The sequence below is a fragment of the Corynebacterium incognita genome, assembly GCF_014217255.1.
Taxonomy (GTDB): domain Bacteria; phylum Actinomycetota; class Actinomycetes; order Mycobacteriales; family Mycobacteriaceae; genus Corynebacterium; species Corynebacterium incognitum.
This window is the reverse complement of sequence record NZ_CP059404.1, coordinates 2152928-2178372: the sequence shown is the minus strand read 5'-3', so window position 1 is coordinate 2178372 and position 25445 is coordinate 2152928. Positions and strand designations below refer to the sequence as shown.

At 60.5% G+C, this 25445-nt stretch carries 20 protein-coding genes and 1 tRNA gene; 7 read left to right on the top strand and 14 right to left on the bottom strand.

Annotation, left to right across the window (positions count from 1 at the left end; genetic code table 11):
* Positions 1 to 25: 25 nt before the first annotated feature.
* Both thrB and H0194_RS10105 read right to left on the bottom strand, forming a co-directional pair.
* Entirely contained in the window at positions 26 to 931 is a 906-nt protein-coding gene (gene thrB, locus H0194_RS10110; protein ID WP_246388911.1) for a homoserine kinase, read from the bottom strand.
* 1 nt (position 932) lies between these two features.
* Complete coding sequence (locus H0194_RS10105) at positions 933 to 2303, bottom strand: homoserine dehydrogenase (RefSeq protein WP_185175745.1); 1371 nt, start codon at positions 2301 to 2303, stop codon at positions 933 to 935.
* A gap of 474 nt (positions 2304 to 2777) precedes the next feature.
* On the opposite strand from H0194_RS10105, the gene H0194_RS10100 reads away from it, so the two are divergent.
* Positions 2778 to 3029, top strand: a complete 252-nt coding sequence (locus H0194_RS10100; RefSeq protein WP_185175744.1) for a hypothetical protein — start codon at positions 2778 to 2780, stop codon at positions 3027 to 3029.
* A 53-nt stretch (positions 3030 to 3082) separates the two neighbouring features.
* Here H0194_RS10100 and lysA read toward each other — a convergent pair whose 3' ends face one another.
* Positions 3083 to 4459, bottom strand: coding sequence for a diaminopimelate decarboxylase (lysA, locus tag H0194_RS10095; protein WP_185175743.1), 1377 nt, complete (start codon positions 4457 to 4459; stop codon positions 3083 to 3085).
* Positions 4460 to 6112 carry an arginine--tRNA ligase gene (argS, locus tag H0194_RS10090; protein ID WP_185175742.1) on the bottom strand — a complete coding sequence of 551 codons (1653 nt, stop codon included), beginning with the start codon at positions 6110 to 6112 and terminating at the stop codon, positions 4460 to 4462.
* Positions 6113 to 6273: 161 nt separating this feature from the next.
* On the opposite strand from argS, the gene H0194_RS10085 reads away from it, so the two are divergent.
* The 5 genes from H0194_RS10085 (at position 6274) to H0194_RS10065 (ending at position 11223) form a co-directional block, all read left to right on the top strand.
* Positions 6274 to 7941 carry an L-lactate permease gene (locus H0194_RS10085; protein WP_185175741.1) on the top strand — a complete coding sequence of 556 codons (1668 nt, stop codon included), beginning with the start codon at positions 6274 to 6276 and terminating at the stop codon, positions 7939 to 7941.
* Positions 7942 to 8006: 65 nt separating this feature from the next.
* Positions 8007 to 8792 carry a (Fe-S)-binding protein gene (locus tag H0194_RS10080; protein ID WP_185175740.1) on the top strand — a complete coding sequence of 262 codons (786 nt, stop codon included), beginning with the start codon at positions 8007 to 8009 and terminating at the stop codon, positions 8790 to 8792.
* A gap of 23 nt (positions 8793 to 8815) precedes the next feature.
* On the top strand, positions 8816 to 10363 hold the full coding sequence (locus H0194_RS10075; RefSeq protein WP_185176998.1) for a LutB/LldF family L-lactate oxidation iron-sulfur protein: 1548 nt from the start codon (positions 8816 to 8818) through the stop codon (positions 10361 to 10363).
* Positions 10364 to 10366: 3 nt separating this feature from the next.
* Positions 10367 to 11056, top strand: a complete 690-nt coding sequence (locus H0194_RS10070) for a LutC/YkgG family protein (RefSeq protein ID WP_185175739.1) — start codon at positions 10367 to 10369, stop codon at positions 11054 to 11056.
* Positions 11057 to 11149: 93 nt separating this feature from the next.
* A tRNA-Arg gene (locus H0194_RS10065) sits at positions 11150 to 11223 on the top strand.
* Between the two features lie 145 nt (positions 11224 to 11368).
* Here the strand turns inward: H0194_RS10065 and H0194_RS10060 are convergent.
* The gene (locus H0194_RS10060; protein ID WP_185175738.1) at positions 11369 to 12556 is read right to left on the bottom strand and encodes an IS1249 family transposase; all 1188 of its coding nucleotides are present in this window, start codon (positions 12554 to 12556) and stop codon (positions 11369 to 11371) included.
* Positions 12557 to 12733: 177 nt separating this feature from the next.
* The gene (locus tag H0194_RS10055) at positions 12734 to 13912 is read right to left on the bottom strand and encodes an IS256-like element IS3507 family transposase (protein ID WP_185175509.1); all 1179 of its coding nucleotides are present in this window, start codon (positions 13910 to 13912) and stop codon (positions 12734 to 12736) included.
* A 366-nt stretch (positions 13913 to 14278) separates the two neighbouring features.
* Between H0194_RS10055 and H0194_RS10050 the strand changes: the two genes are divergently transcribed.
* Positions 14279 to 15466, top strand: a complete 1188-nt coding sequence (locus H0194_RS10050; protein ID WP_185175737.1) for an IS1249 family transposase — start codon at positions 14279 to 14281, stop codon at positions 15464 to 15466.
* Between the two features lie 97 nt (positions 15467 to 15563).
* On the opposite strand, the gene H0194_RS10045 is transcribed toward H0194_RS10050, so the two are convergent.
* The 8 genes from H0194_RS10045 to H0194_RS10010 form a co-directional block, all read right to left on the bottom strand.
* A complete protein-coding gene (locus H0194_RS10045) occupies positions 15564 to 15746 on the bottom strand; it encodes a hypothetical protein (protein ID WP_185175736.1) in 183 nt (60 codons plus the stop codon).
* A 131-nt stretch (positions 15747 to 15877) separates the two neighbouring features.
* Entirely contained in the window at positions 15878 to 16180 is a 303-nt protein-coding gene (locus H0194_RS10040; RefSeq protein ID WP_185175735.1) for a molecular chaperone GrpE, read from the bottom strand.
* Between the two features lie 75 nt (positions 16181 to 16255).
* On the bottom strand, positions 16256 to 16465 hold the full coding sequence (locus H0194_RS10035) for a PspC domain-containing protein (RefSeq protein ID WP_185176997.1): 210 nt from the start codon (positions 16463 to 16465) through the stop codon (positions 16256 to 16258).
* A 200-nt stretch (positions 16466 to 16665) separates the two neighbouring features.
* Positions 16666 to 17175: a MarR family winged helix-turn-helix transcriptional regulator gene (locus tag H0194_RS10030; protein WP_185175734.1), complete on the bottom strand. Its 510-nt coding sequence runs from the start codon at positions 17173 to 17175 to the stop codon at positions 16666 to 16668.
* Between the two features lie 131 nt (positions 17176 to 17306).
* Positions 17307 to 20066, bottom strand: a complete 2760-nt coding sequence (locus H0194_RS10025) for an AAA family ATPase (protein ID WP_185175733.1) — start codon at positions 20064 to 20066, stop codon at positions 17307 to 17309.
* Positions 20067 to 20072: 6 nt separating this feature from the next.
* Positions 20073 to 21293 (bottom strand): metallophosphoesterase family protein, encoded by a 1221-nt coding sequence (locus H0194_RS10020; RefSeq protein WP_185175732.1) that lies wholly within the window; start codon positions 21291 to 21293, stop codon positions 20073 to 20075.
* A 62-nt stretch (positions 21294 to 21355) separates the two neighbouring features.
* The gene (locus H0194_RS10015; RefSeq protein WP_185175731.1) at positions 21356 to 22282 is read right to left on the bottom strand and encodes a hypothetical protein; all 927 of its coding nucleotides are present in this window, start codon (positions 22280 to 22282) and stop codon (positions 21356 to 21358) included.
* Between the two features lie 3 nt (positions 22283 to 22285).
* Positions 22286 to 25423: a DEAD/DEAH box helicase gene (locus H0194_RS10010; protein ID WP_185175730.1), complete on the bottom strand. Its 3138-nt coding sequence runs from the start codon at positions 25421 to 25423 to the stop codon at positions 22286 to 22288.
* Positions 25424 to 25445 lie beyond the last annotated feature (22 nt).

Genomic DNA, 25445 nt, shown 5'->3' with positions numbered 1-25445 from the left:
TCGGGTCAATTCGAGTCGTATCAGGCTACACAGAAGCAGTAGCCCCGCGGTCCGGCCGCAGCGAATAGACCACGAGACCTTCCTCCTCGGCGCGGGTGAGCAACTCCGGAGCCAGGGGTTCGGTGTGCAAGGCCAGTACCGTGGGCCCCGCGCCAGACAAGAACGCCGCGACGCCCGCCTCCCGCAGGCGTCGCACCCACTCGAACGACACACCCAGCACGCCCGCCCGATACGGCTGATGCAACACGTCTCTCGTGGCCTCAAAAAGTAGCTCCGGATTGTGTTGCAGAGCGAGAACCTGAAGTGCTCCGCGAGCGACATTAAACGCGGCGTCGGCATGCGAAACGGTGTCAGGCAGGACCCCGCGCACCTCATTCGTGGAAGCGTGGAACTGCGGGACGAACGCCGTCGCGCGAATGTCCTCGTGCACCGCGAAGCATTGTGCCTGGTATTGCACCCCAGACGTCGCGGTGTCGCTTCCGGTCCAGGACACTACAGCTCCACCGAGTACCGCGGCCGCGGCATTATCGGGATGGCCCTCAAATTCAGAGGCCAGCTGGACGACGTCCGCGTCGCTCAAGGAAAACCCAGCCAGGGCGTTGCCCGCCATTACGCCTGCGACCGCCGCGGCGGCCGAAGACCCCAGCCCCCGCGACTGCGGGATGTTGTTTGTGCAGGACACCTTGAGGCCTGGCACTTCCATCCCGGCAGCACGCAGCGCAGCAGTGATCGCACGGACCACCAGGTGCCGTTCATCGCGCGGGAGAGTCTCTGCTCCCTCACCGTTGATGACGACGGCGATCCCGGAATCCACGACCTCCACCGTAACCTCGTCATACAGGCTCAGGGCCATGCCGAGGGTGTCATACCCCGGGCCTAAGTTGGCCGAGGTCGCCGGGACCGAAACCCGGACAAACGAAATCTTCGACACGCTATGCACCCAGCCGGATCACTGAATCCACAGCCTTGACGCCCGGGACGTTGGACAGCGCATGGACGGTAGCGTCTAGAACTTTTTCTTGTGCGGAGTGGGTAACCACGATGAGGCGCGCGGTATGACCTGTGTCCTGCTGTCGCACGGTACGGATGGACACGCCCGATTTGGCGAATTCCTGAGCCACGGCGGCGAGCATGCCAGCACGGTCATCGACCTCCATATCGATGTGATAGCGCGCGGTCACTTCGCCGAAGTCTGCGAGCGGCAGGTTGGCATAGGTGTTCTCACCTGGCGCGCGGCCTCCGTGCACCTTGTTCCGGGCGGCACCCACGAGGTCACCGAGCACGGCGGACGCGGTTGGGTTGCCACCCGCGCCGTTGCCGTAGAACATCAGCGAGCCCGCGGCCTCGGCCTCCACGAAAATGGCGTTGTAGGACTCGTTAACGCTAGCCAGCGGGTGTTCCTTGGACACGAGTGTCGGGTGGACGCGCGCGTTGACCGATTCGCTGCCGTCCTCCGCGACGAGGCGCTCGCAGATCGCAAGGAGCTTGATCACGTAGCCAGCCTGGTCGGCGGCGGCAATGTCCTTCGCCGTCACTGCAGAAATACCCTCGCAGTGCACGTCCTCAAACTTCACGCGGGTATGGAAGCCCAGCGAGGCCATGATGGCGGCCTTGCTAGCAGCATCGTGCCCTTCGACGTCCGCGGTCGGATCAGCCTCTGCGTAGCCCAACCGGGTAGCCTCAGCCAGCGCTTCGTCATAGGAAGCACCTGTGGAAGCCATGGCATCCAGGATGAAGTTGGTGGTGCCGTTGACGATGCCGGAAATGCGCTGGATTTTGTCGCCTGCCAGCGAGCGCCGCAGCATGCCGACGACGGGGATCGCGGCGGCCACGGCCGCTTCGAAGTACAGGTCGACATCGGCGGCGTCGGCGGCAGCCGCCAATTCGTCCGCGTGGGCGGCGACGAGCGCTTTGTTGGCGGTCACCACGGACTTTCCTGCCTTCAGCGCCGCCAGCACGAGTTCACGTGGATAATCAATACCACCGATGACTTCCACCACGACGTCCACGTCGTCTCGATTGATGAGCGCATGTGCATCATCAGTAAGCAGTTCATCGGGCACTCCCGGACGTGGCTTCGACATATTGGAGACGGCGACGCCCTTGATCTCCACGGCCCCGCCGATGCGGTGCGTGAAATCGTTGCTGTTTTCTTCCAGCAGGCGGAAGACCTCGGCTCCCACCGTTCCCATACCCAACAGGGCCACACCAACGCTTCCCGCGCGAGCCCCGGAGGAAGAGCCGCCAGAGATAGTCGCATCCTGTTTCTGGTTCGATGCTGCTGCTTGAGTCGTAGCGTTCATGGCGCTCCCCTCTCTACCTGATCCGGAAATGAATAGTTACCACGCCAATGATACAGACTTAGTAGTCTATTTAAGGCTTTTCGGCAACTATTATTGTCCCCCGCCTGCCACGCTCCCCCTTTGCTTCATCCCGCCACGCCTGACCAGATCCGGAAGCCGCCTATACCCTCCAGGGCGCCGCCCCTGTAATGCCGACAGGCCCGACCATCCCACCATTTCACATGGTCACAAACGCGTCACCTTCCATCACATTCGCACCACCCGTCACCATGAAAGTGAAATATAGGTGAACTTTCATGCGCTCACGCGAACCCACCGCAGCCTGGCTGCTAACTTGGGCGCTAGTGCATGCACTGTAACCAAGGACACAGTTTGTCTGGTTTGGTTCGCGGGGACGTGGAACTTTCCACTCCCCTGGGCATGCGCATTTTATTCACAATACCCACCATTACCTACGACGTTTAGGAGTAACCCATGAAGCGCTTCTCCCGCTCTGCAGCAGCTATCGCTACCTCCACCGCCCTGGTCTTCGCAGGCACCGGTGTTGCCAACGCCGAGTCCTCCACTGGCTCCGCTGAGCTGACCGGCTCCGCCATCGGCACCGGCTCCTCCGCTCTGTCCCTGGTCTACACCGCAGCTTCCATCGCCATCGTCTTCGGCCTGTACAACATGCTGGCTGACCAGGGCTACGTCCCGAATGTCATGAAGCACCTGCCTAAGTTCTAAGCAGAATCGACTCCCCTCACAGCACACCCCGCCGTGTCGGCCTCACCGCGGGGTTAGTCGGTGGAGTTCTCTAAGAATGAGACCTCAAGAGAGAGCAGATCATCGATGGTTTCCCTGCGCAGCATGGGCTTCACTACCCCGGCGCGCACGGCAACAACGGCCGGGCGCACAAAAGCGTTGTAGCGCGAGGACATCGAGTAACAGTAGGCGCCCGTCGCCGCCAGCGCGACAAGGTCACCCGGTGCAACGTCGTTCGGCAGCGACAGTTCGTCCACCAGGATATCGCCAGACTCGCAGTGCGATCCCACCACGCGGGCGTCGACAAGCTCGCCCTCGGTGTAACGGCCCACCACGCGCAAGTCATAGTCGGCGTCGTAGAGCGCCGGGCGAATGTTATCGCTCATGCCGCCGTCTACGCTCACGTAGCGACGTACAGGAACGTCTGACTTCCCAGTGTGAACATCCTTGATGGTGCCCACCTCGTAGACGGTCACCGCGGCCGGGCCGACGATCGCGCGACCGGGCTCCACCAAAACCTTAGGGGGCTGGATCCCCAGCTCTTCCGCCGTGCGCGCTACCGCGGCCAGCAGTTGCTTGGCCACCGCCGCGACGTCGAGGGCACGCTCCGGTGCGGTATACGGAATCCCGTAGCCGCCGCCCAGGTCCAGCTCCCCCAGACTCACGCCGAGCTCACGGTTGATGCGTGAGTACAGTTCTAGAACACGTTCCGCCGCGAGCGTGAACCCATCGGCGTCAAAAACCTGCGAACCGACGTGGCAATGCAATCCCTGGAGCGAGATATTTTCCGCGTTCAGGCAGGCTTGAACAGCGGCGAAGGCTTCGCCGGTGGCCAACGACACACCAAATTTCTGGTCCTCGTGACTCGTCGCGATGAATTCATGCGTGTGTGCATCCACGCCGGGGGTCACCCGGATGAGCACGTCTTGGCGGCGCCCCGCCTTCGCGGCAATATAGTCCAGCAGCTCGATGTCGGCTGCGGAGTCAATGATGACGCGCCCCACACCTTCGGCGACGCACAGGCGCAGGAAGTCCGCGCCTTTGTTGTTGCCGTGTGCGGAAATGCGAGCAGCCGGGAAGTGAGCTGCCAGTGCGATTTTAAGCTCGTTGATAGACGCTACGTCGAGGTTCAGGCCCTCTTCGTCCACGAAGCTGGCCACCGCCTTGGACAGGAACGCCTTGGCGGCGTAGTGCACGCGGTCCGGGCCGCCGAAGGCCGCCGCCATCTCGCGGCAGCGCAGCCGGAACTCGTCCTCGTCAAAGACCATCACTGGGGTGGAGAATTCCTCCGCCACTTCCGGCAACGGAACGCCCGCGATGGTGATGACGCCGTCTTCCTCCCGACGGGTGTGGCGGGGCCAGACGTGAGCGGGAAAATCGTTGAAGTCTGCGCTCGTGTCGTTCGCCGACATCTACATCCTCTCCGGCGCGCTCACGCCCACCATGGTCAGGGCGTTGGACAGCACCTGGCGGGAGGCCGCAGCCAGCGCTAAGCGTGCGCCGTGGATAGGCTCGGCTTCCGCGCCCGCCTTGGGCAGGATCTGGCAGGCGTCGTAGAAGCGGTGGAACACACCAGCCAGCTCCTCAGCGTAGCGGGCCACGCGGTGTGGTTCACGCAGGGTGGCAGCCGCTTCCACCACGGCGGGGAACTCACCCAGGGTGCGGATGAGGTCACCCTCGCGATCGTGTGTCAGCAGCGACAGGTCGGCGTCCTGCGCGCCGACGCCAAGCTCCGCGGCCTTACGCGCAATCGAACACAGGCGGGCATGCCCGTACTGCACGTAATACACCGGATTGTCGGACGACTGCGAGGCCCACAGTTCCAGGTCAATGTCCAGCGACGAATCTGCCGAGGAACGCACCAACGAGTAGCGCGCGGCGTCCACGCCGATGGCCTCCACGAGATCCTCGAGGGTAATCACGGTGCCGGCGCGCTTGGACATGCGCACCGCCTGGCCGTTGCGCAGCAGGTTCACCATTTGGCCGATGAGCACCTCCACCTGGTCCGGGTTGTAGCCCAGCGCCTGCGCCGCGGCTTTCAGGCGGGCGATGTAGCCGTGATGGTCCGCACCCAGCATGTAAATGCAGAGGTCGTGCCCGCGGTCGATCTTGTCGGCCACGTACGCGATGTCGCCGGCGATATAGGCTGCGTCGCCGTCAGACTTGATGACTACGCGGTCCTTGGAGTCGCCGAACTCGGACGACTTCAACCACCAGGCGCCCTCGCTTTCGTAAAGGTAGCCATTGTCCTTGAGCGCATCGAGTGCGCGGTCCACGGCGCCGGACTCGTACAGGGAGTTTTCATGGAAGTAGACATCAAAGTCCACGCCGAACTCGTGCAAGGAAGCCTTGATGCGCTCGAACATCATGTCCACACCCAGAGCGCGGAAGGTTTCTTGAACGTCCTCCGCGGAACCTTCAAGGGCATCCGGGCGCTTGGCGACGACCGCCTGGCCAATCTCCGCGATGTACTCGCCGCCGTAGCCGTCCTCCGGGGTGGGCTCACCCTTAGCGGAGGCCACGAGGGAGCGTGCGAAGCGATCAATCTGACCGCCGTGGTCATTGAAGTAATACTCCCGGGTCACCTTCGCACCGGCAGCCTCAAGGACGCGGCCGAGCGAGTCACCCATAGCAGCCCAGCGGGTGCCGCCCAGGTGAATGGGCCCGGTCGGGTTGGCGGAGACGAATTCCAAGTTAATGGCGGTCCCGGCATAGAGCTCGCTAGCCCCGAAAGCCTTCCCCGCTGCAAGGATCTTTGTCACCATTTCGCCCTGCGCGGCGGCGGCGAGGCGAATATTAATGAAGCCGGGGCCGGCAACCTCGCAGGAGTCGATCGCGGCGTCGGCACCCAGGGCGTCGGCAAGCCATCCGGCGAATTCGCGTGGGTTTACCCCGGCCTTCTTCGCCACCTGAAGCGCGAGGTTGGTGGCGTAATCGCCGTGTTCTGGGTTACGAGGACGCTCTACTGTGACGGCCTCCGGAAGCACCGTGACATCGAGCTGCCGGTCGTTCATGACGGTGGTCGCCGTAGACTTAACAAGCGAAGAAAGTTCAGCTGGGGTCATGGCGCCTTAGTTTATCGGAATGCCGTTTTCTACGGTATTCAGGTATCACAGTACCTATAAGTCAACTAGGATGGAACGCATTAGTATCTGAAAACTGAATCGATAATCCTTTAGCTTTTTACCTTGCATTTCATCCCCGAATCCCCGTGAGGACGGTCCTTATGGATATTTTCCAGATCACAACGGACGCGGTGGGAGGAAGCACCGGGCTTTCTGCGGTGGTTTCTGCAGTTCCCCTGGTCACCTTCTTCGTGTGCCTTCTTCTACTCAAGATGCGTGCGCATACCTCGGGGGCGATCGCCCTCGCTGCGGCACTGCTCGTAGCAATCTTTGCCTTTGATATGCCCTGGGACATGGCACTGTCCTCGGCCGGTCGCGGCGGGCTCTTCGGTTTATTGCCCATCGTCTGGGTCATCGTCATGGCCATTTGGTTCTACGAGATCACAGTGGCGGCCGGGCGTTTCGATGACCTGCGCAAGACCTTCGACCTGCTGGGCGAAGGTGACATTCGAGTTCAGGCCATCCTCATCGCGTTCTGCTTCGGCGGCATGCTTGAGGCGCTCGCCGGCTTCGGCGCTCCCGTGGCCATCACCGCGACCATGATTATGGCGCTGGGCATCAAGCCACTGAAGGCGGCCACCGTGGTGCTCATCGCCAACACTGCCCCCGTCGCTTTCGGCGCCGTGGCCATTCCCATCACCACCGCCGGCGAGGTAGGCGGCCGCACCGCGGAGCAGACCGCGGACATTGCATCGCTCACCGCGTCGGTAGTCTTCCTCATCGCGGCCTTGGTGCCGATGTTCATCCTGTTCATCATCGACGGCGTCCGCGGCATGAAAGAAGCCGCACCAGCTGCGTTGGTCATTGGCTTCTCGTTCGCCATCACGCAGTGGCTGGCCGCCAACTTCTTTGCCTACCAGCTCACCAACGTCATCGCCTGCATCGTCTCGCTGGCCGCGGCATTTTTGTTCATGCGAATGTGGCACCCCAAGGGCGTCGCCGAGCTCCGCGAACGCTTGGACGTCGAAGCGGCGTCGACAAGCTCGGACCTCAACGGCCGCCGCATCTGGATGGCCCTGCTGCCCTACGCCATCGTGACCGTGGTCTTCGGCCTAGCCAACGTCGGTGGTGCCATCCCGAAGCTGCTCAATGCAGTCAAGATCAAGCTGGACTGGCCGCTGCTGGACGGCACCGTACTCGCGGCCGACGGCACCCCGATGGACACCTCGTACTCCCTGTCCGTCTTCGGCAACCCCGGAACACTGCTGCTCATCTCCGGTCTTATCGTGGCAGTGGTCTACTACTTCTTCAACGACGGCGGCAAGTTCGCCCTGGCTCCTTCGGCGCCCTGGACTAAATTCCTCGAAGTAGCCAACCGCATGAAATGGTCGGCCCTCACCATCGTTCTGGTCCTCGCCCTGGCCTACGTGATGAACTACTCTGGCCAAACCATCTCCATCGGTGAGTTCGTGGCCAGCGCCGGCGCGCTCTACGCCCTGTTCTCCCCCGTTCTCGGCTGGGTGGGCACCGCGGTTACCGGCTCGGACACGTCCGCCAACGCGCTGTTCGCCAACCTTCAGGTCACCGCCGCCAACAACCTGGGTGTCAGCCCGGATCTGCTGCTGGCATCCAACACCTCGGGCGGTGTCGTGGGCAAGATGATTTCCCCGCAGTCCCTGGCTATTGCCGCCACCGCCGTGCAGATGGAAGGCCAAGAGTCCAAGATTCTCAAGGCGGTCGTCGGCTACTCCTTCGTGTTCTTGGTTGCCGTCTGCGTCATCGTCTTCCTCATGACCAACGTCCTCGGATTCTTGGTCCCGGCTGTATAGCTCTGGCTCCCTGATGTGAACACCACTAAACTTGTCCTAGTCCCCCTATTGCATTGGAGTACCACATGAAAATCGCACTCTTTTCCACATGCATTGGTGACGCATTGTTCCCAGACGCGCACAAGGCCACTGCTTTGTTGCTCTCACGCCTGGGGCACGAGGTCGTCTTCCCTGAAGGCCAGACCTGCTGCGGCCAAATGCACATCAATACCGGTTACCAAGAAGAAACCGTCCCCATCATCCGCACCTACGCCGATGCGTTCGCGGACCCTTCCATCGACTACGTCGTCTCCGCCTCCGGCTCCTGCGTGGGCGCGGTGCGCGAGCAGCACGTCCGCATCGCGGACCGCTACGGCGATGCCGCGCTTGTCGACGGCGCGAAGAAGGCCGCCGACAAAACCCTCGACCTCCCAGAATTCCTGGTCGATGTCGCAGGCGTCACCAACGTCGGCGCGTTCTTCCCACACCGCGTGACCTACCACTCCTCCTGCCACGGTCGCCGCTTCCTCAAACTCGGCGACCGCCCTTACGAGCTGCTGCGTCAGGTCGAAGGTATCGACCTGGTGGAGCTGGACAACGAAGAAGAATGCTGCGGCTTCGGCGGCACCTTCGCGATCAAGAACGCCGAGGTCTCCGCCGCCATGGTGGGTGACAAGGCGCACCACATCAAGGACACGAAGGCAGAATACGTCACCGGCGGTGACTCCTCCTGCCTCATGAACATCGCGGGTTCCCTGTCTCGCCAGCACACCGGTATCCGCGCCATCCACATGGCGGAAATCCTGGCCTCCACTAAGGACAACCCCTGGACGCCGACCACCGCCGCTTATTCGAGGGAGAAGATGCTGTGAAAATCGGTCTGAACACCCCCACCATGCCGCCACATGCCCCGCACGTCCCGGGCAACCTCCGCGGCACCGAACAATTCCCACACGCGGCGCACGATGCGCTTAACAACGCCACCCAGCGCCGCAACCTGCACCACGCCACCACGACGATTCGCGACAAGCGCTCCGGCGCCGTCGGCGAGCTCGATGATTGGGAGGCGCTGCGCGAGGCAGGCTCCGCCACCAAGCAGGACGTCGCCGCCCGCATGGGCGAGCTCCTCGAGCAGTTTGAGGCGTCCGTGGTTGCCCGCGGCGGCCACGTGCACTGGGCACGCGACGCCAAGGAAGCCGGCGAAATTGCCACCCGCCTGGTGAAGGAGACTGGCGAGGACAACGTGGTCAAGGTCAAGTCCATGGCCACGCAGGAAATCGCCCTCAACGAGCAGCTTGAAGAGGCCGGCATCTTCGCTCAAGAGACCGATCTGGCCGAGCTCATCGTTCAGTTGGGCGAGGACAAGCCGTCGCATATCCTGGTGCCGGCCATCCACCGCAACCGCGCGGAGATTCGCGAGATCTTCTTAAAGAAGATGCCCGACCTGGGCCCCGATATTTCCTCCGAACCCGCTGAGCTTGCCGAGGCCGCACGCATGTACCTGCGCGAGCAGTTCATGAAGGCCAAGGTCGCCATCTCCGGCGCCAACTTCGGTATCGCCGAGACCGGCACCATCTCCGTGGTCGAATCTGAGGGCAACGGCCGCATGTGCCTGACCCTGCCCGAGACGCTCATCACCGTCATGGGCATTGAGAAGTTGCTCCCGACGTTCTCCGACCTCGAGGTGTTCATGCAGCTCCTACCGCGCTCTTCGACCGCCGAACGCATGAACCCGTACACCTCCCTGTGGTCTGGCGTCACCGAGGGTGACGGCCCGCAGAACTTCCACGTCATCCTCTTGGACAACGGCCGCACCGCGGCGATGAGCAACGAGATTGGCCGCGAGGCGCTCAAGTGCATCCGTTGTTCCGCATGTTTGAACGTCTGCCCGGTCTACGAGCGCACCGGCGGTCACGCCTACGGCTCCACCTACCCTGGCCCTATCGGCGCGGTCATTACCCCGCAGCTCACCGGCATCGATGACTACAAGGACCCCAACGCCTCCCTGCCCTACGCCTGCTCCCTGTGCGGGCGCTGCGACGAGGTCTGCCCGGTCAAGATCCCGCTGTCCGACGTCCTGCTGGAGATGCGGCACCAAAAGATCAAGCATCACAAGCCGCCGATCGAAGGCGCGATGCTCGGCGCCGCCAACATCGTCATGAACAACCCCGCCCTGTGGGACAAGGTCATGCGCATGGTGGTCTTCGGCCGCGTCTTGGGCGGCTTCAACGGCCAAATTGATTCCCTGCCGTGGATCTTTGGTGGCTGGTCTGAGGTGCGCAACACCGCGGTCCCGCCGAAGAAGTCCTTCCGCCAGTGGTTCGAATCCGATGAGGCGAAGAAGCTCCTGGCGCAGGCCCGCGAAGAGGGCCTGGCGCAGCAATCCCCTGCCGACCAGCACGTCGGCCCCAACCCGGATCAGCACGGCGAGAAGGAGGCCTAGACCATGGCACCGAAGTCTGCACCATTAACTACCCACCCGGCGAGCCCGGATAATGCGGCGGCGAAGAAAGAGATTCTTGCGCGCATTGCGAATGCGCAAAAGATTTCCAATATCCCCGCCTCAGTGGACGTCCCGCGGGACTACCACCGCGAGTTCGATTACCCGCGCGCGGAACTCATCGAGATCCTCGTCGACCGCCTAGAGGACTACAAAGCGGACGTGCACACGGCCACGGCGGGAGACCTGGGCGAGAAGATCGCCGAGATCCTCAGCCAGCGGGAGGCCCACAACGTGCGCTTTGCCCACGGCATGGACGCGGAGCTGTTCTCCGCGTTCAACGCCCGCGGCGGTAACGCACGTGCTGATGACGGCACCGCAGATCCGCGCGAACTCAACTCCGAGGACGCTGTGGTGACCGAATCCACCGCGTCCTCCGCACAGACCGGCACGATTGTCCTCACCTCCGGGGAGACGAACGGCCGCCGCGCACTGACGCTGGTTCCGGACCGCCACCTGTGCATCGTACGAGCTGAGGACATCGTGTACTCGGTGCCGGAGATGTTTGCCCGCATCACCCCGGATCGCCCGGCCACGCTCATCTCGGGCCCGTCTGCTACCTCGGATATTGAGCTCTCCCGTGTGGAGGGCGTGCACGGCCCTCGCGATCTCATCGTGGTCATCGTGACGGACTAGCGACTACTCGCGCGCGGGCACCCGGATTCCCGTCCGCGCGCTGATTGGTGCTAGAATCACATCGTTGTTGCCCAACACCACGGGCAGCACACTGTCTCCGTAGCTCAGCGGATTAGAGCATCGGTTTCCGGTACCGAAGGTCGCAGGTTCGATCCCTGTCGGGGACACGCATTGACCGGCGGTTTCTGCAGAATGCAGAGCCGCCGGTCTTGCTTTTCGGCTTAAACGACAAAATGTGTGTCTGGCTCGGCGTGTCGGGGTTAAGTAGCAAAAAGTGTGTCTCTCGGCGTGTCGTCGGTAGACACACTTCTTTTATCGGAGGGGGCCTTTTCTGATGCCGATGTTGTGTTGGTATTCGTCTCCGATAGCCTTGTCATAGAGGGCTGGGCGTCCGGTTTCGTTATCGGCGGCGTTGAGGTCTTCTGGTTCTAGATCGGTAACTTTGGCGAGTTGATCTAGTCCAAAATTGCACTGCCTGGCGATCTGTAGTGGGTCGTCAGGCAGTTGTGTTTTAGCATTGAGCCACCATTCCAGCATTTTGCGTTGCCGTTCTCCGCTTCGCCCTCGGTGCATTCTTGCTAAGAGCTTCAGTTGGGAGTTGATGCCGCCTTCCAGGCTATTTGTGGTTGATGCCCACGAAGTATCTGTCGATTCTGATGAGGGTTCGAGGTAGGTAAATAGGTATCCTTGTTTGCTGAGATGAAGTAGTGAGTTGTAGGCCTTGCGGACTCTGACGTGGGTGTATTCCCAGGTTCGGGTAGCCGTGCGTCGTTCTTTCGGTAGGGGTGTCTTTTCGTTGAGGAACGATTTGTAGACTTCGCCGAATTCATGCAGGTTGATCACCCATTCAGCGGCTTGTTCGGTGTTGGTTATCTGAGTCAGTTTTAACGCTAGGGCGTAGATGGTGTGCCCGGCTGGGGTGCGCGGTCGGCTGGTGGTGTACCGGCGGACAACACGTTGAGCATGGACAAGGCAGCGTTGAATTCGAGTGGTGGGCCAGCATGATTTGATCGCACTGTAGGCTCCTTGACCGCCGTCTAGAACAACGCATAACGGTGGCGCTAAGTGCTTGAGTAATTGGGTGTATGCGTAGGTTGATTCGCTTGTGGCCCACTGCCAGCACAGGACGTGGCTGCGTGTAGAAGCTATCAGAAGGCATCCGGCGGAAGTGTAGGTACCGTCGATAAAAACTTGATCGTAAATGCGATGCGGGTCTGGGGTATTGGGCACATCGATGTACCAAAAGGTTCTGAACCTGCGGTCTAAGGTCCATCTACTGACTCCACGGCGTGCAGCGATGTCAGCGAGCGTTTGGTGGCCGGTGACGTAGCTGTAGAAGTCGTTGAAGGCAGTGGCTTGGTGGATATCGGTGCGTTTTCGGGTGTGGGATTGTCGGCAGTTGGGGTTGGTGCATCGCCATCGTGTTGTACCGGCGGTCGTTGTGCCGTTTTTCTTCATTGGCCCTGCACAACCAGGGCACCGGGGTCTGTTTGTGGTCACTGACTAAGCAAACAGCACACCTGTACCACACGTTCGTGTCAGATCCCGATATTGAAGCAGAATCGGCTTGGAATAACACCTTGAAAGCTATTCCAAGCCGATTTTGAGAGCCTAACCAGCAACAACCGTCAAAAGCAGACACACTTTTTGCTACTTAACCCGCGTGTCGCGTGGGGGTTAGATTTGGCCTTTCTGGATGCCGATTGAGTGGGTGTAGTCGGTGTCGATAGCGTTGTCGTAGAGGGCTGGTCGTCCTGTTTCGTGGTCGGCTTGGTTCTCGTGTTGGGTCAGGGTGGAAACTTTGGCGAGTTGGTCCTGGCCCCAGTTGGACTGCCTGGCGATTCGTGCTGGATCGTCGGGCAGTTCGGTTTTTAAGTAGAGCCACCAATCCAGCATCCGGCGTTGTCGTTCGCCTGATCTTCCGCGGTGTGTTCTGGCAAGTAGTTTGATCTGGGAGTTGATGCCGCCTTCAAGGCTGTTGGTGGTGGATTTAATCCGGTTTTTCTCCAGCACACCTTCTGGTGGGGTGAGGTAGACAAACAGCAGGTCGGAGCGCCAGAGGTGGTTGAGGCTGTTGTAGGCCTTGCGCACGTTGTGATGTGTCCACGTGCGGGTCCATGTACCTGTTTTAGGGTCTTTGACCGTGGTTTTCTCGTCCATCCAGGAACGGTAGATCGTGGAGAATTCGTGCAGTTGCGCACCCCATGCTGCTGCTTGGTCCAGGGTGGTGATCCGGGTCAGTTTCAGCGCCAGTCGGTAGATGGTGCGCCCAGCATCAGTGCGGGGACGTGAGGTGGTGTAGCGGCGTACCACGCGTTGGGCGTGCACGAGGCAACGCTGGATTTTCGTGGTGGGCCAGCACTTTTTGATCGCGCTAAACGCTCCCTGGCCGCCATCGATAACGGCGATAAGTGGGGCTTCGATGCGCTCGAGAAGTCGTTGGTAGTCGCGCGTGGTTTCGTGTTTGCACCAGTGCCAGGCGATGACATGGTCGATAGTGGCGGCAATGATCAAACAGCCGCCGGCGGTATATGTGCCGTCTAGAAACACCTGGTCGTAGACCCGCCCGATGTGTCCGATGGTTGGATCGGGTACGTCAACGAGCCAGAAGGGTTCGAAGCGGCGTTGCAGTGTGCGCGGCGAGCATCCCACACGGCTGGCAATGGTATCGAGGCTGGCGCCAGTGGTCAGGTGGTCAATGAAGGCGGTAAAACCCGTGGAATTGGTGATGTCGATCCGGCGCTTCACACGCGACGCGCCGCAGTGTTTGCATCGCCACCTGGTAGTTCCTTTGCTGGTGGTGCCGTTGCGTTTCATCTCACCGCCGCAGTGGCAGCGTGGTTGGTTCTTTGACATTGTGACACCACACCACGCCGCATGTAGCACATCACTGCTGCCACACCGTGGATTTACCGTCCCGGAGCCAGATATATGCTCCCGGAGCATATACTTCTCTGAAACCTAGAGGTCAACCACTACAAGTCACCGAATCCAGACACACTTTCTGTCGTTTAACCCTGCTTTTCTCCTAGAAAACTGGTCTCCCAGAAAAACGAAAATAGGGTTAAGTAGCAAAAAGTGTGTCTGCTTTTGACGGTTGTTGCTGGTTAGGCTCTCAAAATCGGCTTGGAATAGCTTTCAAGGTGTTATTCCAAGCCGATTCTGCTTCAATATCGGGATCTGACACGAACGTGTGGTACAGGTGTGCTGTTTGCTTAGTCAGTGACCACAAACAGACCCCGGTGCCCTGGTTGTGCAGGGCCAATGAAAAAAAACGGCACAACGACCGCCGGTACAACACGATGGCGATGCACCAACCCCAACTGCCGACAATCCCACACCCGAAAACGCACCGATATCCACCAAGCCACTGCCTTCAACGACTTCTACAGCTACGTCACCGGCCACCAAACGCTCGCTGACATCGCTGCACGCCGTGGAGTCAGTAGATGGACCTTAGACCGCAGGTTCAGAACCTTTTGGTACATCGATGTGCCCAATACCCCAGACCCGCATCGCATTTACGATCAAGTTTTTATCGACGGTACCTACACTTCCGCCGGATGCCTTCTGATAGCTTCTACACGCAGCCACGTCCTGTGCTGGCATTGGGCCACAAGCGAATCAACCTACGCATACACCCAATTACTCAAGCACTTAGCGCCACCGTTATGCGTTGTTCTAGACGGCGGTCAAGGAGCCTACAGTGCGATCAAATCATGCTGGCCCACCACTCGAATTCAACGCTGCCTTGTCCATGCTCAACGTGTTGTCCGCCGGTACCCCACCATCCGACCCCGCACCCCAGCCGGGAACACCATCTACTCCTTATCGTTAAAACTGACTCAGATAACCAACACCGAACAAGCCGCTGAATGGGTGATCAACCTGCATGAATTCGGCGAAGTCTACAAATCGTTCCTCAACGAAAAGACACCCCTACCGAAAGAACGACGCACGGCTACCCGAACCTGGGAATACACCCACGTCAGAGTCCGCAAGGCCTACAACTCACTACTTCATCTCAGCAAACAAGGATACCTATTTACCTACCTCGAACCCTCATCAGAATCGACAGATACTTCGTGGGCATCAACCACAAATAGCCTGGAAGGCGGCATCAACTCCCAACTGAAGCTCTTAGCAAGAATGCACCGAGGGCGAAGCGGAGAACGGCAACGCAAAATGCTGGAATGGTGGCTCAATGCTAAAACACAACTGCCTGACGACCCACTACAGATCGCCAGGCAGTGCAATTTTGGACTAGATCAACTCGCCAAAGTTACCGATCTAGAACCAGAAGACCTCAACGCCGCCGATAACGAAACCGGACGCCCAGCCCTCTATGACAAGGCTATCGGAGACGAATACCAACACAACATCGGCATCAGAAAAGGCCCCCTCCGATAAAAGAAGTGTGTCTACCGACGACACGCCGAGAGACACACTTTTTGCTACTTAACCCCGAAAATACCCCGCACCAAGGCGGGGTCAGGGTAGCTAAAAACTAGAGCTGGAACGGGCCCGGCTCCAGAGCCAACATGCCGAGCATCATGGCGCCGATCAGAACAAAAGTGAAGATAGCGCCTGCGAGCCACGGGCCGAAGACCTCGCTGAAGAAGGAGTCATTGTCGCGTGCTTCCTGCTCGCGCTGCGCCTGGGCGTCACGCTCAGCGATGATGTTGCTCATGCCGTGGTTCCTCTCTAAAAATAAGCTGGTAGACGAGTAAAGTATAGCGCGCTATCCCCTGAATGTCACCAGAGGGTAACGATATGAGGCCGTGTCCCCTACCCAGCGGGGGCACCCACGGCGTCGGCACGCTAGACCACTCCTGGATCCTCGCCGTTTTCTAGCGCGTCCACAAACTCGTCGCGATCGGCGAACATGCGCGCGATGTCCTCCTCGGCCCCAGCAATCCACAAGCCGAATGATTCATCGTAGGTCAAGGCTTTACCCTGGTTCTCGGCGAGCATCCCTTCCATGACCTCGGCTTGGTCCGCAGTGGGCTCACCATCGGTGAAGTCCTCTGGATCCCCCAATACCTGAGACTCCTGAGTAAAGGACGTAATGCGGTACAGCGAGTATTGCTTCTCGACGTCCTCGAAGAGGTCTTGGCTCATCATGGGTCCATCACGGCCTTTCTGGTGAGACGACAAAGGGCGCGGCGCATAATTGGCACCGCGCCCCATCCTAGCGGTTTAGCCGCGCGGCATGATGATCCACATGATGAGGTACGCCAGAAGCTGCGGACCGGGGAGCAAGAACGAGCAGATGAACAGCACTCGTACCAGAGTGGAGTTGATGCCGTAGGTCTCGCCGATACCGCCCAGAACGCCGCCGACCATGTTGTCGGTGGTGGAGCGGTGGAGTCGGCGCTGCAAGACCGGGGTGGGTTCCGAGTGGTTCATGAAGCCGTCGTTGTAGGTGGCCTTCGGAATATCGTTGTCGTTGCCATTCATGGAATTCATGGCGAGCCTCCTTGTGTATCTGGTCCAATGTTGTTTTCTTTTGGCACTTTCCATTGAACCCAACTACTCGAAGGAACGCATCAGGGCGATCCCTGATCTTTCCCCTGACCCGGCCCTGAACTTGACCTGGGGCGTACTGATTAGGCGCGGGACGCGGGCAAGAGGTCGTCGCCCGGGAACCCCGGCACGCCCGGAACATTATCGACGGCAAGAATGCCGTCGAAGAACTTCTTGAACACCGGTAAGTCCGCGGGATCTAAGTGGTCGAATACAAGGCGGCGCACGGACTCCACGTGATTCGGAGCGGCGTTTTTCAGCCGTTCAAACCCCGTATCCGTGAGGCGAACGACGATTCCACGTCCATCGCCTTTTGCCTTGGACTTTTCCACGATGCCGCGGCGCTCCATGCGGGTGACCTGGTGGGAGGTGCGGGAACGATCCCAATCCAACTCGGCACACAGCTCGCGAAGACGCAGGCAGCGATCGTCGGCTTCAGAAAGAGTAACGAGCACCGCGAACTCCGATGCGGAGATCTCGCTTCCCAGCAAGAGGGTCTCGTCCATACCACGGTCTACCTTGCGCATTGCGGCGAGATAGGTACGCCAGAAGTCCTGTTCTTGGCCATTGAGCCATCGCGGGTTTGTAGTCACGTCAACAATCTATCCTGATTTAGTACCTGGGCACAAGCCCAACTAAACACACTCGTTTTCAATAGTTATCGCTTTAGATTATGTAAGAAACCCACAGGATGCAATACCTTTCTGAAAAATCGTGACTATTGTCATGCCAACTTCAGTTCCCGCATACTGCGCTCGGTTTTGTCGCGCACACCGGAATAGCGCTCCGGGACACAGGTGAACACAACCACTTGATTGTTCGCGCCCACGGCGTTGAACACCGCGGCCATATCGAGAAGGCGCCCAGTGTCGGTGGAACCCAGCGCATCGTCAACGATTACCGGTACCGGTTCCCTACCTCCGATTCGTCTACTATTGGATTCCTGATCTGTACTGCTGCTATCAGCGACCAGGTCCGCAATGGCGAAGCGCGTGAGCATCCGGAGCTGTTCCTTCGCACCACCCGATAATGCCCCGAGCTCTACGGTGCGACCGTCCTTAGTCCGCGACACTACGTTCAGCTCATCGTCCAGCTCGAAGTTGACGCCCTTACCAAACACCACGCTTGCCAACCCCGCCAGGCGAGAAACAAAAGGTGCTGCGTACCGCGCACGCGCTGCATCGCGGTGACGCACCAACGTTTCCCGCAGGAGTTTCACTGCGCGGGCCTGTCGCTCGAGGCTGGCAGCTTCCGCGCTAAACTGCTCTACCCGCATCTCCGCTCGCTGAAGCTCCTCTTCGGCACCGGCGGCATGCGAGATTCTCGCCTCGAGGCCGGCAAGCTTCAGTGCGGCGTTCTCAATGGTCTCCTTATGCGTTGCCACGGCTGTTTCCGCAGCAGTAGCACGGCGTCGCAGCTGCTCGACGTCCTTTTCTTCCAGCACGGCCCGCTGTGTGTCTCGTTCCCGGCAGGCAGCCGCTAATGAAGCCTCGGCCTCCTCCACTGCAGTGTTCAGGTCCTCGTCGCTGTTGCTTTCCACGGCCGTGTTCAAAACCTGACGGGCTTCCTCACGGGCTTCGATGACGCCAGCACGCTGTGCATTCGCCTCAGACAGCGCGATGGTCGCCTTTCTCGCCTGCCAGGGTTCAAGCTGAGCCCCTACTGCGTCGACCGCCGCAGCGGCGTCGTCGACGGCCTGCTCCGCCTCATCAAGAGCCCTGCGAGCTGCATCCAGTGTCAACTCTTCCCCGCTGCTCGTGGCGACTTCCTGATGCTGTTCGATAGCTGCCTCAATGGCCTTTAGCTCGGCCCGCAAAGCTGCCACATCCGCCTGGGAAGAATCGCTGCCCCGGAGAGTAGAAACCACGGCGGCGCGCTGCCGTTTGAGCCCATTGATTTCTTGTTCCAGTTCGTCTTGCTCCCGCTTCTGCTGCCGCAGTTCAGCGAGACTTTCCACCCCGAAGCGCTCGATGAGCTGAGCGAATTCTTCTTCGACCCGAGTGCGCTCCGCGCGGTCTTTTTCTAGCTCCCGGGCCGTGCGACCGGGATCAAAAACAGCACGCAGCGATCCCACGGTGATCTCCGTGCCAGCCCCCAGCTCCACCACCAACTCGTCGCCCGAAACGGAAACTACGTGCTCGACACCGTCAACGTTGAGAGTGTCTTCCCCGGTGGAAGTAACCCGCAACTTAGCGGCACTTGCGCTAATCCGTTCCCGGAGCTGGTCCGCGGTGTTGCGCAACTGTTCCGCCGTATCAACGTCCTTGTCTTTAACCCGCGGCGCTAACGCGGCCAGCTTTTCTTGGGCCGCGGCCATGTCGGCGTCGATGCCATCGATTGCTTGCAGCGTATCGCGCAACTGCGCCGCCCGGTCGCGGTTTTGCGCCAGGTGAACCGCTGCCGCGGCCTCCTTCCGCGCTGCCTTGGCGGAGTCCACCGCACCCCTCTTTTCCTCCAATTCTTTGTTCAGCGCAGTGATCGTGTTCTCTTCTACGGTGGCGCGTTCCTTTAAGGCAGGGAACTTCTCCTCTATCGCCACCACCGCGGCTTCCTTCTCCGCGAGCACGTCGCGCAGGTGTCGGCGCTCCGCAACCTTCGCGGCCGCGTTGTCGCGCAGGGCCTCCTGTCGAGATACTTGGTTAATAGCCAGTTCAAGTTTCCGCTCGACGGCCTCGAGGGCGTCCAACTCCACGGAATAGGCTTCATATTCCCGCTGGGCCTCTGGCAATGACCGGCGCGCCGATTCTAGGCGCAGCGACTGCTCGCGGTGTGCTTCCACGTCACCTTCAAGTTCTGCGACGCTGCGCCGCGCTTCCTCCAACGCATTCTCAGCCTGCTCAAGATTGTCCTGAGCCTTGGCGTATTCCTTCACGGGCTTGCCGGTCTTGCTGAAAAACTGAAAATAGCGGCGTTCCACTTCCTGGAACAGTTCGGTGTCATGCTGTCCCAACTCGACCTGGGACTCGGAGTCACGGGGATCATCAACGGCCGTGGAGACGCGGGCAGCCTCGCCTAGCGCAGCGGATACGGAAGGTATGCCTGCAGCGGCGATACCATCATTGAGGTCATCTTGGCGCATAAACAGGGTCTCCCGCAACGAGGCATCCACATATTCATCGAGAATGCGTTGGAGCTCGTCGTGTGCCTCTTCACCGCGCAGCTCGCGGCGCTGCGGAGCAGTGATGGTCAGCTCACACTTCCGCTGCTTCAGGAACTGCTTGAGAACCGTGAACCGATACGGGCCGACGGTCGCCTCCAACCTCACGGTCAATGGCGCATCCTTGCCCACAGTGCCCATCGCCATGACATCTTTGTGCTTCGTGGTGTGCTTGGTGTTGAGGACTAGGTTGATGGCTTCTGCGATAGTGGACTTGCCGGATTCATTCGGCCCGGAGATTACCAACACGCCGTTGTCCGGAATGTCGTCTAAGCGCAGGCGCTCGATGGAGCGCATGTTTTCAATCTCAATGCTGTGCAACTTCATGGCGGCCTAGCCTTCCTTTCGAGCAAGACGGTAAAGCAGGTTGGCAGCATCCCGCGCAGTGGGATCATGGTCCATGTCGGCTACTAATTCATCTAGAGCGGCTTGTGCGAAGCCGCTGATATCCGCATTGGCAAGCTCATCTTCAGACGGCGCAATGATGAGATCCATGAGCCGTTCCCGCGGATAAATATTCGCGAACACCGGCCGGAGGCGCTCCAGTTCCTCTTCCAGCCGGCGGTTGTCTTCCATTCCGATTGCCCCCTCCAGGGCGTACTTCACCACAGTGGAGTCTTTGCGGGGATACGCCTCAAGGCGTTGGATGAAGCGGTCAACATCTTCAGAAGAGCTCAAACTCTCTTTGAAGGTATCAAAAGTCCACGTCCCTACTTCGCGTTTGTCCACGCTCACCTGCGCTTGCCCGGGTCCGTCCTTGGTAATGTCCACGACCAAGGCATTGCCCGAATCATGTTCGCCGCCACCCGCCGAGTCCAAGTCATGGAAGTCGGTGACCTCCGGGCTGCCGGAGAACCACACCGCACCCGTGGAACCCAGCTCTTCAGTGTTATGCGTATCGCCCAGCGCCACGTAGTCGATGGCGCCGGCACGCAGATTCTCTTCCACATTATTGAGGTCAATCAGGTCCGGCTTCGGCTCGCTCGAGCGGCCTTGGACCTGACCGTGCCCCACGACGATCCGGATCCTCGGATCAGGGTCGAGGCCAGCGATGGCGTCAGCCACCAGATCCGTAGTAGCGGTTCGCGCGCGCAGCGGCGCCCCGATAAGTTCCACACCCGGGCGCACCTCCAGCGGTTCGATGTCTGCGAAATAGTAGACCCCGTCGAGATCCTTCGTTTTGTGGAAGATGGAATGCGCCACCAAGGGATCATGGTTACCGGGCAGTAGATAGACCGGCACCGGTAATGCCTTGAGCACTTCCCAGATGCGCCCCTCCGTCTGGCGGGTCAACGAGTTGTAATCAAAAACGTCCCCCGCGACGACGATGAACTCCGCATCCACCTCCTCCGACAGTTCACCCAGCGCGGCAACGGCACGCAGGCGCGCTGCGGAAAAGCGCGCCTGGGCTTCGGCCTTGTCGCCGCCGCCATCGGCCAGAAAGTGGCGATACATGCCGAGCTGCCAGTCCGAAGAATGAATAAAACGGACTGACTCAGCGTGTGAGCTATTTCTACTGGTGCTCTGTGACGAGGTTTTGTGGGTGTGGGTCATACTTCACGTTTCTAGCAGACGACCCAGACATCAGCTCGACAGTTGCTCACGACCATCGAAAATCAGTGCGTAAGACCGTGATACAGGTCTTCGACGTCGCTGATAGCACGCAGCAAATCGATGTTGGTGTAGCTCACCGCGCGCATCGCCTTGCGGAGCAAGTCGGGGTCGGAGTCATCCAACGCGGGCGCCACCTTGGGGCGGGGTAGGTCCGGCAGTTGACGCCCGTTCCAGAAGCGTTCATTGCGTTCCGCGCGGGCCTGTTCGTCATCGCTCTCGCCGGAGTCGTCGGTATCCAGCCCAGCGTTGCGTTCTGCTTCCTTATTCGCATGCGCGATGGCGGACTCATCGATCGTCGCGAAGCTCAGTCCGCGCAGCGCCAACACCTGCTCAGGGTCCGATTCCAGGCGTTGGCTCCAGCGCGTGGCCACCGCCATCACGTGTTTGCATAGCCGCTCCGGGTCCGGGCAGTCGCAGCTGATGCGCAGATCAAATGGTTCCTCGCCGAGTATGTAGTCAAGCAGCTCTTGGGAAAATTCCCCAGAGCGGGCGCGCTGCATGCCATTGGGGACATCGGCGATAAGTGTGGTCACCGCTTGCTTGGCACCGTCGCGCCGTGGAAGTTGGATAACCACTGCGAAGGGCTCGTTTTGACTACCGGCCACCCGGCCGTGCACAGCGCCGTCGCGCAATTCCAGGTCCACCACGTTCCCGGCGCGTGCATAGGTCAGCCCTCGCTTGGCGCGACCGGACTCGACATGTTCAAAGATGAGGTTGTCCAGATGGCGTTTCAGGTCACCAGGATTCCAGGTTCCCGGCGCTTCTCGACGCCGCTCGGTCTCACGCACCAGATCCCGCGCGGCGTCGAGGGGCGAACGCCGCTCAGGTTCACTGGTCTCAGCGGCCGAGTTCACACGCTGCTTGCGGCCGAAATTGAGGTAGATGACGTTGTCGTCGTCGCCGTTACCGCGCACTCCTTGTGGTGCCATAACCTATACCTCTCCCTTCTGATACTGGAGACCAGCGCCGGGGCGGTCGGCGCCAGGTTCCGCGCCCCGGTAGCTCATGAGCTCTGCCAACTGATCCGCGTCCAGCTCAGTGAGCCAGCCCTCGCCCTCGCCGACCACTGCACCGGCGAGGTGCATCTTGCCGTCCACAATGTCCTGGATGGATTCCTCCAGGGTGCCCGCCGTAATCATCTTGTATACCTGCACGTTGCGCTGCTGTCCGATGCGGAACGCGCGGTCCGTCGCCTGGTTCTCCACCGCGGGGTTCCACCAGCGATCCATGTGCACCACAACGTTCGCCGCGGTGAGGTTGAGCCCAGTACCGCCCGCCTTCAGCGAGAGGATCATCGCCGGCGCGCCGTCACTGGATTCCTGGAAGTCCTCCACCATGGCATCGCGCTTCGTCTTGGTCACGCCGCCATGCAAGAACGGGATGTCTCGTCCGTACTGCTCAGAAAGGTACGGCTGCAAGATATCGCCGAAGGCCTTGTACTGGGTGAAGATGAGCACCTTCTCCCCCGCCTCGACTGATTCGTCGATGATCCGCATGAGCTCGGCCACCTTGCCGGAGCGGTGCTGGCCCTTCAGCGTCACCGCGGAGCCGTCGCCGAGATAATGCGCAGGGTGGTTGCAGATTTGCTTGATACGGGTCAGCGAGGAGAGCACGAGGCCGCGGCGCGCGATGCCCTGGGATTGTTCGAGGCGCTTCTGCACGTCGTCGACAAGCGCCTTGTACAAGCTGGCCTGCTCGCTGGTCATCCGGACCGTAATGATTTGCTCCGACTTCTCCGGCAGATCGTCGATGATCGTCGGATCCGTCTTTAATCGGCGCATGATGAACGGTGCGGTGAGCAGCCGCAGGCGCTCCGCCATCGTTTCATCGTTGTCCCGCTCGATGGCTTTGGCGAAATGGTTGCGGAAGAAATTAGCAGTGCCCAGCACACCCGGATTACAGAAATCCAGAATCGAGCGCATCTCGGACAGGCGGTTTTCTACCGGCGTGCCCGTCAGCGCGATGCGTTGACGCGACGGCAGCGAGCGGACCGCCTTGGACGCCCTGGTGGTGGAGTTCTTGATCGCCTGCGCCTCGTCAAGCACCACCCGGTCCCACTCCACCGCACCCAGCGTCTTGAAGTCACGGGCGACGGTGCCGTACGAAGTGATTACCAGGTCGTGCTCGGAGGCCGCGTGGACCAGCTCCGCATCCTTCAAGCGCGCGGGGCCATGCTGGACCATCACGCGCAGCGAGGGAACAAACTTTGACGCTTCCCGTGCCCAGTTACCCACGACCGAGGTGGGTGCCACCACGAGCGTCGGGCCCGGAGCTTCATCGCGAGTATGCTCGACTGCCAACAACGACAACAGCTGCAGGGTCTTGCCCAAGCCCATGTCATCAGCGAGCACGGCACCAATGTTGTTGCGTGACATCCAATACAGCCAATCGACGCCACGGCGCTGATATTCGCGCAACTCCGCGTGAACGGTATCGGGGATCTCCACCCGATCGGGCGCCTGCGTCGCCATGCCGCCCACGAGGCTGGAGTGCCACGTCGATCCCGTAAACTCCACAGGCTCGGAAGCCAGAGACTCCAACGCCAGCTGCCGCAGCTCCGTCACGGTGAGTTCGCCGGTGGTCTCATCCGCGTGCTGGGCGTTGAACTCTTCACGCGCTTTCTCTGCTTCGGCCTGCAGCATCCGCCGTCCGGGGAGATCTAATTGCTTCGCGTGCTCCGCTTTGGCCGCGAGGCGTTCGACGTCTTGTCGCTTGCGATCCCGGGCCTTCTGGGACAGCTGCTGCATGTAGTCCTGGATCTTGCCCAACGCGGAGGTGTCCGCCATAACCCACTCGCCACGGAGGCGGATGAGGCCGGACTTGGATTGAACGAGGCGTTCCATCTCGTCGTCGGAAAGCTCAGTGTCGCCGACGGACAGCCGCCAGTTGTACTCCATGAGCTTGTCCATACCCAGATGCGACGAGGTTGCGGCAACGGCCGGGTCGCGCACCTCGCGAGTGTCCAATTTCGCGGTGGTCTCCGCATGCGCCCACGCCCGCGGCAGCATGACCGTGAACCCCGCCGCCTTCATTTTCTCTACGCCAGTAGAGACGAAATCCACCACGTCCGCGGTGGATAAAAACACGTCCCACTCCCCCTCCACCGTTGCGTCCAAGGGGGCAATTCCGCCTTGGGTTTCCAGTTGGGGCGCCAATGCAACCGCACGGCGGTGGGCCTCCCGGAGCTTCTCGACGCTCGCGACATCCAAGTCCTGCAAACGCACCGGCATCGGCGAGTCAGTACCGGAGCGCACACGCACGCGCACCGGCCACACCGCCTGCGCTTCGGCGGTCTCGTCATCGAGTTCGCTATCTACTGCGGGCGGCTCCTCCACGATAAAAACCAGTTGCAGATCCACCGAGGTAATCGAGTCTTTCCACTCATTCAGCGCGCGCAGCAGCTGGGCCCGGCCGCGCCGCACGGGGCGCGTGGTCAACAGGGCGTCGGCAAACTCGTGCCAGGGATAAGGCCGCGGCTCAGTGCGCAGGGGTTGCAAGTGGGTGAACGCGATCCAATGAACTAGTTCATTGGCGAGGTCCTCGCTCAACGATCGGTTATTCGCCACCAGCACGCCGGGCGCCGACCCGAGCATTTCAGCGAGCCAACTGCGCTCCCCCAGCCCAGAAGCCAACTGCCACATGGGGAACCACTCGCCGGCCTGATAGGAAAGCCTGATGGTAACGCGGCCGGCTTTCACGAAGCGACGCAAACCCCGGTAGGCATGAACAAGCCATAGAAGATCTGGCGCCAGCGTTGCCTTGTGTTCCGGGGACACCGAACTCTGCGACTCGGTCACGAAAGTGAGCTGTTCGAGAACCCTGATGGCTTCCTCTGGCGCATACATCGCCATGGGCACCATGAGCGAGACATCCCGCCCCTTCGGGGTACGCAGCGAGACGCGAGCCCGGTTGCGAAAGCTCTTCTTCGCAAGCATCTGTTCGACTACATCCGGGAACGTCCCCGCGGGCACATTGGACGGAACCATAATCTTGTGGCCTTCTACCTGTTCGATCCACAGACTCAGGCCCGAGACGGGCAGCCAGAGACCGTGTACCAGGTATTGAGACATGCCGAATATTCTATCACCGCGA

Excerpts from the sequence above, each read along its gene's own strand:
- H0194_RS10105 (WP_185175745.1), bottom strand. The coding sequence starts at position 2,303 with ATGAACGCTACGACTCAAGCAGCAGCATCGAACCAGAAACAGGATGCG.
- H0194_RS10100 (WP_185175744.1), top strand. The coding sequence starts at position 2,778 with ATGAAGCGCTTCTCCCGCTCTGCAGCAGCTATCGCTACCTCCACCGCC.
- lysA (WP_185175743.1), bottom strand. The coding sequence starts at position 4,459 with ATGTCGGCGAACGACACGAGCGCAGACTTCAACGATTTTCCCGCTCAC.
- argS (WP_185175742.1), bottom strand. The coding sequence starts at position 6,112 with ATGACCCCAGCTGAACTTTCTTCGCTTGTTAAGTCTACGGCGACCACC.
- H0194_RS10085 (WP_185175741.1), top strand. The coding sequence starts at position 6,274 with ATGGATATTTTCCAGATCACAACGGACGCGGTGGGAGGAAGCACCGGG.
- H0194_RS10080 (WP_185175740.1), top strand. The coding sequence starts at position 8,007 with ATGAAAATCGCACTCTTTTCCACATGCATTGGTGACGCATTGTTCCCA.
- H0194_RS10075 (WP_185176998.1), top strand. The coding sequence starts at position 8,816 with ATGCCGCCACATGCCCCGCACGTCCCGGGCAACCTCCGCGGCACCGAA.
- H0194_RS10070 (WP_185175739.1), top strand. The coding sequence starts at position 10,367 with ATGGCACCGAAGTCTGCACCATTAACTACCCACCCGGCGAGCCCGGAT.
- H0194_RS10055 (WP_185175509.1), bottom strand. The coding sequence starts at position 13,912 with ATGTCAAAGAACCAACCACGCTGCCACTGCGGCGGTGAGATGAAACGC.
- H0194_RS10045 (WP_185175736.1), bottom strand. The coding sequence starts at position 15,746 with ATGAGCAACATCATCGCTGAGCGTGACGCCCAGGCGCAGCGCGAGCAG.
- H0194_RS10040 (WP_185175735.1), bottom strand. The coding sequence starts at position 16,180 with ATGATGAGCCAAGACCTCTTCGAGGACGTCGAGAAGCAATACTCGCTG.
- H0194_RS10035 (WP_185176997.1), bottom strand. The coding sequence starts at position 16,465 with ATGAACCACTCGGAACCCACCCCGGTCTTGCAGCGCCGACTCCACCGC.
- H0194_RS10025 (WP_185175733.1), bottom strand. The coding sequence starts at position 20,066 with ATGAAGTTGCACAGCATTGAGATTGAAAACATGCGCTCCATCGAGCGC.
- H0194_RS10020 (WP_185175732.1), bottom strand. The coding sequence starts at position 21,293 with ATGACCCACACCCACAAAACCTCGTCACAGAGCACCAGTAGAAATAGC.
- H0194_RS10015 (WP_185175731.1), bottom strand. The coding sequence starts at position 22,282 with ATGGCACCACAAGGAGTGCGCGGTAACGGCGACGACGACAACGTCATC.
- H0194_RS10010 (WP_185175730.1), bottom strand. The coding sequence starts at position 25,423 with ATGTCTCAATACCTGGTACACGGTCTCTGGCTGCCCGTCTCGGGCCTG.